13 protein-coding genes are annotated in these 13,248 nt (G+C 63.5%); 7 read left to right on the forward strand and 6 right to left on the reverse strand.

Going from position 1 to position 13,248, the window contains the following annotated elements; translation table 11 throughout:
* The first annotated feature begins 101 nt into the window (after positions 1–101).
* A complete protein-coding gene (locus tag AB2U09_RS09975; RefSeq protein WP_459192565.1) occupies positions 102–2,057 on the forward strand; it encodes an ABC transporter ATP-binding protein in 1,956 nt (651 codons plus the stop codon).
* 60 nt (positions 2,058–2,117) lie between these two features.
* On the opposite strand, the gene AB2U09_RS09980 is transcribed toward AB2U09_RS09975, so the two are convergent.
* Positions 2,118–2,444, reverse strand: a complete 327-nt coding sequence (locus tag AB2U09_RS09980; protein ID WP_459192566.1) for a hypothetical protein — start codon at positions 2,442–2,444, stop codon at positions 2,118–2,120.
* A gap of 161 nt (positions 2,445–2,605) precedes the next feature.
* Between AB2U09_RS09980 and lysA the strand changes: the two genes are divergently transcribed.
* Together lysA and AB2U09_RS09990 are read left to right on the forward strand one after the other, a co-directional pair.
* Positions 2,606–3,871, forward strand: coding sequence for a diaminopimelate decarboxylase (gene lysA, locus AB2U09_RS09985; protein ID WP_459192567.1), 1,266 nt, complete (start codon positions 2,606–2,608; stop codon positions 3,869–3,871).
* Positions 3,868–5,022, forward strand: a complete 1,155-nt coding sequence (locus tag AB2U09_RS09990) for a M20 family metallopeptidase (RefSeq protein WP_459192568.1) — start codon at positions 3,868–3,870, stop codon at positions 5,020–5,022. The genes lysA and AB2U09_RS09990 overlap by 4 nt, the downstream gene beginning before the upstream one ends.
* A 36-nt stretch (positions 5,023–5,058) precedes the next feature.
* Here the strand turns inward: AB2U09_RS09990 and AB2U09_RS09995 are convergent, their stop codons facing one another.
* On the reverse strand, positions 5,059–5,286 hold the full coding sequence (locus AB2U09_RS09995) for a DUF7860 family protein (protein ID WP_459192569.1): 228 nt from the start codon (positions 5,284–5,286) through the stop codon (positions 5,059–5,061).
* 98 nt (positions 5,287–5,384) lie between these two features.
* On the opposite strand from AB2U09_RS09995, the gene AB2U09_RS10000 reads away from it, so the two are divergent.
* Entirely contained in the window at positions 5,385–5,630 is a 246-nt protein-coding gene (locus tag AB2U09_RS10000) for a DUF8151 family protein (protein WP_459192570.1), read from the forward strand.
* A gap of 13 nt (positions 5,631–5,643) precedes the next feature.
* Here the strand turns inward: AB2U09_RS10000 and AB2U09_RS10005 are convergent, their stop codons facing one another.
* On the reverse strand, positions 5,644–6,261 hold the full coding sequence (locus AB2U09_RS10005) for a phosphoribosyltransferase (RefSeq protein ID WP_459192571.1): 618 nt from the start codon (positions 6,259–6,261) through the stop codon (positions 5,644–5,646).
* 109 nt (positions 6,262–6,370) lie between these two features.
* On the opposite strand from AB2U09_RS10005, the gene AB2U09_RS10010 reads away from it, so the two are divergent.
* The gene (locus AB2U09_RS10010; protein ID WP_459192572.1) at positions 6,371–6,742 is read left to right on the forward strand and encodes a hypothetical protein; all 372 of its coding nucleotides are present in this window, start codon (positions 6,371–6,373) and stop codon (positions 6,740–6,742) included.
* A 117-nt stretch (positions 6,743–6,859) separates the two neighbouring features.
* Here AB2U09_RS10010 and purB read toward each other — a convergent pair whose 3' ends face one another.
* The 3 genes from purB to AB2U09_RS10025 all read right to left on the reverse strand — a co-directional run bounded on the left by purB (position 6,860) and on the right by AB2U09_RS10025 (position 10,196).
* The gene (gene purB / locus AB2U09_RS10015; RefSeq protein ID WP_459192573.1) at positions 6,860–8,248 is read right to left on the reverse strand and encodes an adenylosuccinate lyase; all 1,389 of its coding nucleotides are present in this window, start codon (positions 8,246–8,248) and stop codon (positions 6,860–6,862) included.
* 83 nt (positions 8,249–8,331) lie between these two features.
* The gene (locus tag AB2U09_RS10020) at positions 8,332–8,910 is read right to left on the reverse strand and encodes a hypothetical protein (RefSeq protein WP_459192574.1); all 579 of its coding nucleotides are present in this window, start codon (positions 8,908–8,910) and stop codon (positions 8,332–8,334) included.
* Positions 8,907–10,196: an AAA family ATPase gene (locus AB2U09_RS10025; RefSeq protein ID WP_459192575.1), complete on the reverse strand. Its 1,290-nt coding sequence runs from the start codon at positions 10,194–10,196 to the stop codon at positions 8,907–8,909. Before AB2U09_RS10025 ends, AB2U09_RS10020 begins: the two co-directional genes overlap by 4 nt.
* Positions 10,197–10,407: 211 nt before the next feature.
* Here AB2U09_RS10025 and purH point away from each other — a divergent pair, with 211 nt between their 5' ends.
* Entirely contained in the window at positions 10,408–12,021 is a 1,614-nt protein-coding gene (gene purH / locus AB2U09_RS10030; RefSeq protein WP_459192576.1) for a bifunctional phosphoribosylaminoimidazolecarboxamide formyltransferase/IMP cyclohydrolase, read from the forward strand.
* Positions 12,022–12,102: 81 nt separating this feature from the next.
* On the forward strand, positions 12,103–13,185 hold the full coding sequence (locus tag AB2U09_RS10035) for a Gfo/Idh/MocA family protein (protein ID WP_459192577.1): 1,083 nt from the start codon (positions 12,103–12,105) through the stop codon (positions 13,183–13,185).
* Positions 13,186–13,248 lie beyond the last annotated feature (63 nt).

The following is a 13,248-nucleotide window of genomic DNA, read 5'->3' on the forward strand; positions in this document are numbered from 1 at the left end:
GCGGTCGGACAGGAACCCGACGCGCGGGCCGTGCGAAGCCACGAACCGGAGTCGTTGGCTGCAAGCCCGGGATATTTCAGTCAGTAGCCGAACTGAGTGGCATGACGGACGAACACGGCGGGTTCGAGGGCGTCCGCGAGAACCTCGACCGCCACCCGATGGTCCAGCTATTCGGCTACGCGACGCCGTACTGGCTCAGGCTGACCGTCGGCATCCTCGCTTCGTTCCTGACGCGGTTCGCGCGGCTCGTCCCGCCGATCATCGTCGCCGCGGCCATCGACCGCGTCATCCTGAACAACGGCGAACCGGGCCTGTTGACTCAGGCCGGACTGCTCCCCCGCGGCACGATCACCGGCGAGGCCGCGAAGATGGCGTTCCTCCAGCGACTCGTCGCCCTCGCGGCCATCGCCTACCTCGTCCGGTCGGTGACACGGTTCGTCTCGCGATACCTCCTGCAGTCCTCGGCACAGAAGATCCAGCGGGACCTGCGCAACGACACCTACGACCACCTCCAGCGGCTGTCGATGGACTTCTTCGCCAACCACCAGACCGGCGGGATGATGTCGATCCTCAACAGCGACATCAACCGACTGGAGTCGTTCCTGAACACGGAGTTCCGCCAGTTGATCCGCGTCGTCGCCACCGTCGGCGGCATCGCCGCCATCCTCTCGACGTACTCGGTGAAGCTCGCGCTCATCGCGCTGGCGCCGGTCCCGATCATCGGGATCGCCAGCGGCTACTTCCTGACGTGGATCGAACCGCGCTACCGGTCGATCCGCCGGACGGTCTCGCGGCTCAACACCCGACTGGAGAACAACCTCAGCGGCGCCGCGGTCATCAAGGCCTTCGACCGCTACGAGTTCGAGCGCGAGCGCGTCGAGTCCCAGAGCCAGACCTACCACGACGAGAAGGTCGCCGCCCTGCGCATCCGCCGGGGCTTTTTCGCCGCGCTGCGGCTGTTGACCGGCGTCGTCTTCGTCGCCATCCTCTACGTCGCCGGGACGGACTTCATCACCAACCCAGAGAGCGAAGCGGCTCTGAGCGCCGGCACCTTCGCGGTCTTCTTCCTCTACCTCCGCCGGCTCTACTCGCCGATGCGCCGCGTCGGCAAGTCCGCCAACAAGTACCAGCTCGCCAAATCCAGCGCCGAGCGCGTGTTCGGTCTGCTCGGCCACGAGCCGGCGATCACCGAGCCCGCCGACCCCTACGATCCCGACCGGATCGAGGGCAGCGTCGCCTTCGAGGACGTGACCTTCGCCTACGACGACGACCCCGTGGTCCGGGACGTGACCCTCGACGTCGACGCGGGGGACACGATCGGCCTCGCAGGACCGACGGGCGCGGGCAAGTCGACCCTGCTGAAACTCGTGCCCCGCTTCCACGACGCCGACGAGGGAGTCGTCCGCGTCGATGGGACCGACGTGCGGGAGTACGGCCTCCAGACGCTCCGCCAGCACGTCGCCGTCGTCGAACAGCAGCCGTATCTGTTCTCCGGCACCGTCGCCGAGAACGTCGCCTACGGCGACCGGGAGGTGCTGGCCGGTGAACAGCGCCGCGCCCACGAGGACGACGACGGGGAGCGGCCCCACGACGAGCGCGAGCGGACAGCCGACGCCGACGCGGCCCGCGAACGCGTCCGCGAAGCCGCTCGCGCGGCCGAAGCCCACGAGTTCATCACCGACCTGCCCGACGGCTACGACACCCAGATCGGCGAGCGCGGCGTCAAGCTCTCGGGCGGCCAGCGCCAGCGCGTCGCCATCGCCCGCGCCCTGCTGAACGACCCCGAGATCATCATCTTCGACGAGGCCACTTCCGACGTCGACACCGAGACGGAAGAGCGCATCCAGGAGAGCCTCGACCGCCTCGTCGAAGACCGCACCGCCTTCGTCATCGCCCATCGCCTCTCGACCATCCGCGACGCCGACCGCATCGTCGTCATGGACGACGGCGCAATCGTCGAGCGCGGCACCCACGACGAACTCCTCTCGGTCGGCGGCGACTACGCCGACCTCTGGCACGCCCAGGCCGACGACCAGCCGGTCAGTGCCGACGATTAGCGTGGACCCTTTCGATCAGGCTACTCTATCAGCGGCCGTCACGACCGCCGCGAGTTCGAGTCACAGCAGGCCGTCGTCGCCGAAATCGACGTACTTGTCGGCCCTCACGCCTGGACTCGGGTATCCCCCGGAGAACAACCTGAACGCGACGAACAAGTACACGGGGAGGGTGACTACGGTCAGGAGATCGGCCACCCAGTAGTCTCGTCCCCCTCGTTCGGCGAGGGCGTTCACGGCGAACCAGTCGATCGCGAACAGCACGACCACGAACCCGCCGACGAGGGCGGACAGGATCACGGCGACGACAGCGAGGAATAGCACTCTGCGTAGCAGCCACCGAACCGCGCTCGATGCCGCGGAACGGAAACGCTGTCCTCGTTCTCCCATATCGTAGTACTACGTGTCTGTCAGGTAAGTGTTTTAGGGCGAGAACGTCTCGAGGTGTCTCACCGGGCGCGGACGGAGTACGCCGTCGGCGAACGGGGATACCGCGCCCGCAAAACGGCGGTTCGGAAGCTTTGTTAGCCGCCGTCACCGGTCTTGGAGCAATGAGCCACGCTTCGTCGCCGGTCCGCCGCGTCGCGGACTGGGACTTCGATCAGTTGTCTTCGCTGGCGGCCGAGCACGATACGCCGCTGTACGTCGTCGACCTCGACAGGGTCGCGGCGAACTACGAGCGCTTCGCCGCGGCGTTCCCGGACGCTCACGTCATGTACGCCGCGAAGGCCCACACGGGCCGCGCCGTCCTCGAAACGCTCCTCGACGCCGGCGCGGACATCGAGTGCGCCGCCCGTGGCGAACTCCAGCGGGCGATCGAGGCAGGAGCAGACCCCGATACGCTCCAGTACACGGCGGTCAACCCGCCGGACGCGGACCTGGACTACGCGGCGGAGCTCGGTGCCGAACACCCGGGACTGACGGTCACGGGCGGGGCGCGGGACACCTTCGACCGGCTGGAAGCGCGGGGCTACGACGGCCGGGTCGCCATCCGGATCAACCCCGGCATCGGAACCGGCCACCACGAGAAGGTCGCGACGGGGAAGGACGCGAAGTTCGGGATTCCCTACGACGAAGTGGTCGAACTGGCCGACGAACTGCGCGAGCGCTTCGACCTCGTGGGGCTGCACGCGCACATGGGCAGCGGCGTCCTGCACGACGACCTGGACGACCACTGCCGAGCCATCGGGAAGGTCGCCGACCTCGCTCGCGAAGTCGGTGACGACGACCTCGAGTTCGTCGACTTCGGCGGCGGGTTCGGCGTGCCCTACCGCGAGGACGAGGAGCCGCTGGACATGGAGGTCGTCGGCGAGAAGGTCCGCGACGCGGTCGGGGCATTGGATGCGCAGATCAAGCTCGAACCCGGCCGCTACGTCGTCGCCGACGCCGAGGTGATCCTGACGGAGGTGAACACGGTCAAGGAGACGCCGGAGGCGACCGTCGTCGGCGTCGACGCCTCGCTGGCGACGCTCATCCGCCCGGCGATGTTCGACTCTTACCACCCGATCGCGAACGTCTCCGCACCCGACCGCGCGGCCGAACCGGTGTCCATCGGTGGCCCGTGCTGCACGAGCGCGGACGTGTTCTGCACGGACCGACCGGTCGCCCGGCCCGAGCGCGAGGACCTGCTCGCCATCGGCAACGCGGGCGCCTACGGCTACGAACTCGCGAACCAGTTCCACTCGCAGCCCCGGCCTGCGGAAGTCGCCATCGAGGACGGCCAGACGCGAGTCGTCCGCCGGCGGGAGTCGATGGACGACGTGACGCGAGTCGAGCGCGAAGCATCGGGAACCGCAGAGGGAAGCCAGCAGCGATGACCTTCGACACCCTCGACTTTCACGAGCGCGCGGTCCGGACCGAATCCCACGAGTCCGTCGACGAGATGCGCGAACTGCTCGTCGAGACGCTCGAAGCGACCGGCGCCGAGCCCGTCGTCGACGAGGCGGGCAACACCCTCGCGACCCGGACTGCCGACGGGTTCGAGTCCGGTGACGCCGCCATCGCGCCCGCCGATAGGGAATCCGAACGGAGCGAGGACGACGCGGACGGGACCCACCTCGTCCTGAACACGCACATCGACACGGTGCCGCCGCACGTTCCCTTCGCCGAGCGCGAGGACGGGGACGTCGTCGAGGGACGGGGGGCCTGTGACGCGAAGGGGCCGCTCGCAGCGCTGGTCGACGCGTTCCTGACCGCGGGGGTCGAGGACGACGGCAGTCGGCTGACGCTCGCGATCACGCCCGACGAGGAGACGGTCCAGTCCGGGGCTGCACACGTTGCGGGGCGATTCGGCGCCGACGGCGTGGTCGTCGGCGAGCCCACGGGACTGGACGTCTGCAACGCGGCACGCGGGCAGTACGAGGGATCGATCACGATCACGGGCTCGGCCGCCCACGCCGCCACGCCCGAGAGCGGCGCGAACGCGATCCGGGCCGTCGCGCCGATCCTGCAGGCGATGGAGACCTACGACGAGAAGCGCGGACCGGCCGAGCACGAGTCGCTCGGTCGACCGACGCTCACCCCGACGGTGATCGAGGGCGGCGAGGTGTCCAATCAGGTGCCCGAGGAGTGCGTCCTCACCTTCGACCGCCGGCCCGTTCCGCCCGAGACGCCGGAGGAGTTCCGCGAGGGGCTGGAAGCGCACCTCTCGGAGTGGATTCCGACCGGAATGGACCTCAGCGTGGTGTTCACACCGCGGGAGACGCCGTTCCTGACGGCGTTCGCGACCGACTCGGAAGATCCCCTCGTCGAAGCCGTGGCCGCGGCCAGTGGCGGCGAGGTGCGCCCGTTCGGCGCCGCGACGGAGGCCTCGTACTTCGCGGAGCACGCGCCGACGGTGGTCTTCGGTCCGGGCGATCTCGCTGACGAGGAAGGCGCGGTAGCCCACAGCGAGCGCGAATACGTCCGTCGCGAGGACGTCCGCGCGGCCGCACGGGCGGTCCGCGACGCTATCGACGTGCTTCTCTAGAAGATCGATTCCGCCGCGGGCTCCGATATCGGATCGTTACTCGACCAGCGGGAGGACGATGCCGAACACGAGCGGTGAGAACAGCCCGAGCAGGATCCCGAAGACTTCCATGTCGAAAAACAGCGTCTGTTCCCAGCCGGGCAGTCCGCCGAACATCGCCGTCCCGGCGATCTCTCCGAGCCCGCCGAGGGCGAACAGCGCGACTCCAGCGAGGAATCCGAGCTTCGCGAGCGACGGGTAGTCGGTAGACACGTACTGCGTCATACCTCTCGATGGCCCGCCCCCGTACAAAAATCCCTCGCGTTGCACCGTCACAGACTCTCACGAAAACCATATGTGCGATAGTAGCATATCGGGCCCCAATGCGAGAACTCCTCTTCGGACCGATCGCCGAGGCGCTCGGCATGGTCCTGTACGTCGTCGTCGCGGGAGCACTGACCGTCGTCGGTACACTCGCCGAACAGGCGAGCGTCCACAACCTGAACGCCGGACAGATGACGCTCGGTGTCTGGGAAGCCGTGGTCGGTGCCGTTCTCATCTACGCCGGCCTCAACGTCGCCTACCACATCGTGTTGCCGCGACTCCGCGGGGCCGAGCCGACGGCCTGAGCGACCGTGACGGTCACGCGAGATACGACATCGCTTCTTCGTCGCTGACCTGGCCGAACGTTCTGTAGTGAGCGCCGACCGCCCGGAAGCCGTGCGGTCGCTCGACCGCGACCACGGCGTCCGCGAGCGCTTCGAGTTCGGCGAGCGTCTCCGGCGGTCCGACCGGGACGGCGGCGACCAGCGACGCGGGGTCGTCCTCGCGGATCAGTCGGAGGCAAGCCCGCATCGTCGCGCCCGTCGCGACGCCGTCGTCGACGACCACGACGCGCTTGCCGGCGAAGTCGGGGCGCTCCCCCGTCCGGTAGGTAGCGGCCTTTTCGGCGGCGACCGCCCGTTCCCGTTCTCGCTGATCGGCGAGGTACTCCTCCGAGGGAGCGGCCCGTTCGAGCGCCTTTTCGTTGAGCCAGACGGCGCCGTCCTCGGCGACGGCACCGATGGCGTACTCGGGGTTGCGCGGCGCGCCGATCTTCGAGGCGACGACCACGTCCAGCGGCGCGCCGAGGCGGTCGGCCACCACGCGACCGAGCGGCAACCCCCCACGAGGGATAGCGACGACGACGTCGGCCACTACCCCCTTCGATTCGAGAGCGTCGGCGAGGCGAGCGCCCGCGTCCGTTCGGTCGCGGAACATGCGCGTGGGTACGAGTCACACTGGCATAGGTCTGTGCCCGCCGCTTCGTCCGGGGAACCAACATTGTTAGGTTCCGAAACTATATCCCGACACTCCTTCGGTACGGTCGATGTCAGAGGCAACAACGGACTGGCGGCTGTACGTCGAAGAGAACGCACTCATCGCGGATTTCCCGGAAGATCTCGAGACGTCGGAGTCGGTGTTCGCGGCGGTCAACGAACGGTTCGAGGAACTCGCTCCCCAACCCGAGGTCGACACGCACATCTCGGTCATGCGCATGGACTCCCCCCTGAACGGCGAGGTCTTCGAGAAGGCGAGGGAGGCGGCGCGGGTCGGCACCGAGTTCGACATCACGACGTGGATCCTCGTCTCCGAGGACATCAAGAACCGGGCGCTCCAGAGCAAGATCGGGTCCATCGAGGGCGTCGAGACGGCCGTCGCCGCCAGCGTCGACGAGGCCCTGGAACTGGCCCAAGAGTGACGGCGGGCGACTGACTGCACAGAGCCGCGGAGACAACCACTGATTCTGTCGGACTCTTGCGGATGCAACCCCTGGAACTGAGCGACCGCTATTTGGACCTCGACCGCGGGTGGGCGCTCACTCCCGGATGTCGTCGACTAGCTCGCTGGCGACGCCAGTGTAGCCCGCGGGGGTCAGCGAGTGGAGTTCCGCGCGCACGTCCTCGCTCACGTCGAGGTCGTCGATCATCGCGGCGAAGTCGTCCATCGACACGTCGCGGCCGCGCGTCGCTTTCTTCACGTGCTCGTAGGCGTCGTCGAAGCCCTCCCGGCGCAGAATCGTCTGGACAGCTTCGCCGATTACCTCCGGCGTCGACTCCAGATCGTCGCGCATGACCTGCTCGTTGGGGACGACCTTGCCGAGGCCGTTCTGGAGCTTCGAGTACCCGATGAGACAGTGAGCCAGCGCGGCGCCCATGTTCCGCTTGACCGTCGAGTCCGACAGATCGCGCTGGAGCCGGGACTTCGTGACGTAGTCTGCGAGGAAGGTGAGATCGGCGTTGGCCTTCGAGAGGTTGCCCTCGCTGTTTTCGAAGTCGATCGGGTTGACCTTGTGGGGCATCGTCGACGAGCCGGTCTCGCCCTCCGCTGCTTCCTGGCCGAGGTAGCGGTCGGAGACGTAGAGCCAGACGTCAAGATCGAGGTCGAGCAGGACGTTGTTCGCGCCGCGGAGCGCGTCGAAGACGGCCGCGAGGTCGTCGCAGGGGTTCACCTGCGTCGTGACCGGCTCGTGGTCGAGGCCCAGATCCAGGACGAACGTCCGCGAGAAGGCGGGCCAGTCCACCTCGGGGTAGGCCGCCTCGTGAGCCGCGTAGTCGCCCGAGGCGCCGGCGAGCTTGCCCGCGATCTCGTCGGTCGCACGCTTGATCCGTCCGAGCGCTCGACCGAGGCGGGAGGCGTAGACGGCGAGTTCCTTCCCGAACGTCGTCGGCGTCGCGGGCTGGCCGTGGGTCCGCGCGAGCATCGGTAGATCGCGGTACTCGCGGGCCATCTCGGCCAGTGCGTCGCGCACTTCACGGAGCTGCGGGACGAGCACCTCCTCGACGGCGGGCTTGACCATCAGGCGGTGGGCGAGGTTGTTCACGTCCTCACTAGTGAGGCCGAAGTGGATCCACTCGGCGGCGCTCAGGTCCTCGGGGAAGCGCTCGCGGACGAAGTACTCGACGGCCTTCACGTCGTGGTTGGTCGCGGGGTACTCGCCGTACCCCTCGGTCTCGATCTGCTTGACGAGCGCCGCGTCGTCGCCGTCGAACTCCTCGTAGATCGACCGGAGTTCCTCGCGCTGGGGGCTGCTGATCTCCAGCGGAGTCTGAGGGAGGTCCGCCAGCGCGATGAGGTACTCCACTTCCACGCGCGTGCGAGCCCGCATCAGCGCCTGCTCGCTGGCGTAGGGGACCAGCGGTTCGGTGTAGCGGGCGTAGCGCCCGTCCAGCGGCGAGACGGCCTGCAGTGACGAACGGTCGGTCATGTTCGCCCCTGTGACGAGTCGGCCAAAGAGGGTGTCGGTCTAGATTACTGCGAACGTCTAAATCCCATATGAACAGATATCATCTATGCAATCATCGATTTTATACCGTTCACACCATCGTTCTCTAAAGATAAATATTCTTTACTTTTCTGTATTTTGTCATACTCACTATCGGTTGGGAATATATCCAAACAATCCTCTAATTCTGAATAGAATGAAATTATATTGAAATTCTTTTTTCCATGGCCTTCGATCTCTAATACGCATTTCGCGGTACACAAATCTTCGAAATTAGTGCGCTCTTCACAAAATACATGGATACTATTCTGCCAATCTTTTGTAAGTTCGTTATTTATATCGTCAATGCATGAGCTAAATGGATCATTATCAAGATCAACCATTACTGTGAGTTCAATACTATTATTATAGAACTGGAATGCTATCTCTGGAAACATGCCCGCGACCTTATTGTAGCCGCCTTCAGCTTTGATTAAGGATCTCAAATTATCTTGCAATAAACAGTGCTCTATCCGTCTTTTTTGAGGGATCTGGGCTTGTTCATTATGGAAGAGGTCGTATTCTTCTGGGTGATGGGTTTCTTTAACCACTTCTCGCAAAAAGATTAAGTCGTTCTCTCCTTCGCTAAGAATGATGTGTTTCATTTTCCACCTCGAAGGTCAGCATGGAGATCTTCAATTTTCTCGCGGGACCTTTCATAGTTTAGTGTTCTCGGCAAAGGAGACGTTAGCTGAGTCAATTGGAAATTATCAATTAAGTAGCTCTCCCTTTCCTCTTTTAGAGGTTCTGAGAAGAAGGCGTCAATAAAGTCTGTATCATGGGTGGTTATAAACATTTGAATGTTATTTTCATCAGAAATCCTCACGATTTCTTGAACAAGATGGATAATATACTCTGGGTGAAGATTGTTTTCTGGTTCTTCTATCATGAGGACTTCTCCTTGATACTCTTCATCAAACAACTCCCAAAGAATGTGGACAATAGATTGTAGACCACTCCCAACAAAATCATAGGGGACATCATATTTTTCTCCGTCCTCTTCAAACACCAAACTTTCGAATGAAAAGTCGGATAAATTCTCAACGATGTTATTGTCAACCAGATATTCTTCAATATTTGAGATGCGTACTGGGTCTTCCTCAGAAGGTAACCCTGGGTCAGTGGGCACAAAACGAACTCCATCAACTGGAGACGGTTTTTCCTCAATAAATCGTCCACGTCCAAATCTTGGAACTAGTAGATTTCGTAGACTTCTTTCGATCATGCTTTCTGGAACCCCTCTCTCATCCATGAGTTCCTCTAAATCAATATCTGACCGGACATGATCAATGATTCTATCCCGAAGGCTATCATATTCAGTCCCCAGATAGATGTATGGATATTCTTTACCGTCAACTTCAACAATTAAACAATTACCTTCAGCAGCTTCAAACAAATATTCCTCTGAAAGATCAGTAATACTTTCAACCAATCTGCTTTCTAGCTCACCGAACTCCCCCTCCGGAGTTTCGAATGTTTTTTGATTGATGTGTGATGGGATGGGATATTCTTCATTCATGTCTAAGATATCTTGCAGAGTCTTCAACATGAGCTGTGGAAGCATTTTATCTGGTGGTTTTCGCAGACCTACTTCTCTATTATTTTTGTAGGGCTCTCCAGAATCGAAATCTCCATCTAAAGTGGCTTGATTCTTCCCATATTTTATATTCACTGAACAAGTGTCACCTTCTTGACTTTTGTTCACCACCATATCGATGTTATCTCCATATCTCTGGATGGAACGGGGATTGAAACCAAACTCAATAGATTGGAGTAGAGAGGTTTTCCCAGAATTGTTTGGTCCTGTAATCAAATTTATCTTTTTGGGAGCTACCTCAAACTCTTCAATAGCTTTGAAGCCCTGAATGCGTAGAGACTCAATATTGGTCATTTAATTGTTTATACTGTCCGGACGGAAAGGCATTAATTCTTCGTGTGAAGTTGCTCGCAGGTTGCTCAGGTACTCTGCAAAATGACTCATCAGAATCCCATTCAGATCTTGTTACTACAAATGACATGTCCAGATGGTCTGTTGTCTATTGTGTCGACTGTGTCTTCGCCTATTCGCAACTACTTTGCGCGGGGCCGACGGCCCTCCGAACATGAAACTCGCGGGACTCGCAAGCAATCGCGGACGCAACTTACTGAACATCGCCGACCGCTCCCCGGGAGGAGCGGAGTTCGCCGTGATCCTCACGAACGACGCCGGCGCGCCCGTTCTCGACGCGGCGGCCGAGCGCGGGATCCCAACCGAAGTCGTCGAACGCGAGGAGGGCGAGGACCGCCGCGACCACGAGGAGCGGGTCCTCGACGCGCTTGCCGACTACGACTTCGAACTGGTGACCCTCGACGGTTACATGCGCCTGCTGTCGGAGACGTTCCTCGACGAGGCGCCGACGACGCTGAACGTCCACCCGTCGCTGCTCCCGTCGTTCCCCGGCATGGACGCGTGGGGCGACGCGCTCGACTACGGCGCGAAGGTCGTCGGCTGCACGGTCCACGTCGTGACCAACGCCATCGACGACGAGGGCGAGATCGTCGAGGAGGAGGTCGACGGCGGGCCGGTCGTCACGCAGGAGCCGATCCCGGTCTACGAGGGCGACGACGAGGACGATCTCAAAGAGCGCGTCCTCTACGAGGGCGAGTTCAAGGCCTACCCGCGAGCCGTCAAGTGGTTCGCCGACGGCGACGTGACCGTCGACTACGAGGCGAACACGGTGTCCGTCGACGCCGACACCGGGGGCGACCTGCCGGCCCGCCTGTTCAGCTCCGAGGACCGCGCCGCGGACCTGCGCTACGGGGAGAACCCGCACCAGGACGCCGCGGTCTACGCCGACAACACGGTCGACGAGGCCAGCGTCGTCCACGCCGACCAGCTCAACGAGGGCGCGAAGGCGCTGTCGTACAACAACTACAACGACGCCGACGGCGCTCTCAATCTCATCAAGGAGTTCGACGAGCCCGCCGCGGCGGTCATCAAGCACACCAACCCCGCGGGCTGCGCGACCGCCGACACGCTCGCCGACGCCTACGCCGACGCGCTCGCGACCGACCCCAAGAGCGCCTTCGGCGGCATCGTCGCTCTCAATCGCGAGTGCGACGAGGCCACCGCCAAACAGATCATCGACTCGTTCAAGGAGGTCGTCGTCGCGCCCGGCTACACCGACGCGGCCCTCGAAACGCTCTTCGAGAAGGAGAACCTGCGAGTCCTCGACGTCTCCGACCAGTACGACGTGACCGAGGCAGTCACCGAGAAGAAGCTCGTCGGCGGCCGCCTCGTCCAGGAGCGCGACACGCAGTCGCTGACCGCCGACGACCTCGAAGTCGTCACCGAACGCGAACCCACCGACGAGCAGATCGAGGCTTTGCTCTTCGCCTGGCAGACCATCAAGCACGTCAAGTCCAACGCGATCGTCTTCGCGAAGGGCACCGAGACCGTGGGCGTCGGCGCCGGACAGGTCTCCCGCGTCGACGCGGTCGAGATCGCCGGCATGAAAGCCGAGAAGGACGCCGAGGGCAAGTCCGCCGAGGGCGCCGTGATGGCCTCTGACGCCTTCTTCCCGTTCCCGGACGGCATCGAGAAGGCCGCCGAGGCGGGCATCGAGGCGGTCATCCAGCCCGGTGGGTCGAAGAACGACGACATCGTCACCGAGGCCGCCGACGAACACGACATGGCGATGGTCATGACCGGCCAGCGCGCGTTCCGTCACGACTGAGCGCCGGAGCGTTCGGACCGTCCCCCCGGTCGACCTTCCGCGATCGCACCACTTACGGTCCGATGGGGCGCGCGATAGGGTATGACGTACCGCGTTATTCAAGTGGGGACCGGTGGGCAGGGCGCCCGCTGGTGCGAATCGTTCCTGCCGCCGCACGTCGAGGACGAACGGATCGACGTCGTCGCCGCCGTCGACGTCGACGCCGACGCACACGAGAACGCCGTCGAGCACCTCGGCGTCGACCCCGAGGACTGCTACACCGACACCGAGACCGCCTTCGCGGAGGTCGACGCCGACTTCTGTACCGTCGTGACCCCGCCGTGGACACACGAGGAGGTCGTCGACGCCGCTATCGAACACGACCTGGACGTCCTCTCGGAGAAACCCATCGCGGACACGCTCGAAGCGTCGGTCCGCATCGCCGAGAAGGTCGACCGCGCGGACCTGAAGATGGGCGTGACGATGAGCCACCGGTTCGACCGCGACAAGACGACGATGCGCCGGCGCCTGCGCTCGGGCGAGCCCGGCCCGCTCGATTACCTGGTCGGCCGGTTCACCTGCAACGCCCGCACGTACGGCACGTGGGGCGCCTTCCGGCACGACATGGACAACCCGCTGCTCGTCGAGGGCGCGGTTCACCAGCTGGACTTCCTCGCGGACATGGCCGGGGCGAAGTGCGAGCGGCTGTACGCCGACACCTGGCTCCCCGAATGGGCCGAGTATCAGGACGACGTGCAGGCCACGGTGCAGCTGCGCTTCGAGAACGGCGTCCGCGCCACCTGGGAGGGCGCGAAGGCCAACGCGACCACGCTCAACGGCTGGGGCAACGACTACGTCCGCGCCGAATGTCGCGACGAGACGCTCGTCCTCGACGGCCGCGAGATCACGCGCTACCCCTACGACCAGGCCGAGGAGACGGTCGGCGGCACGAACGAAGTCGAGGGCGAGGAGGTTCCTCTCGACGAGCAGGAGTTCTGGGCGAACACCTGGCTCGTCGGGCAGTTCGTCGACTGGCTCGACGGCGGCGAGCCGATGGCGACCGACGTGGAGTCGAACCTCCAGTCGGTCGCCCTCGTCGAGGCCGCCATCGAGAGCAGCGAGCGCGACGAGGCGGTCGACCCGCAGGAACTGCTCGCCGAGGCGCGCGAGACCGTCGAACTGTAAGTCAATCCGCGGAATCGATTCGGCCTGCAACCGCCCGACAGCGGACCGGCCGGTGTCCTTAGG

Source organism: Halosimplex yunnanense, from assembly GCF_054504345.1.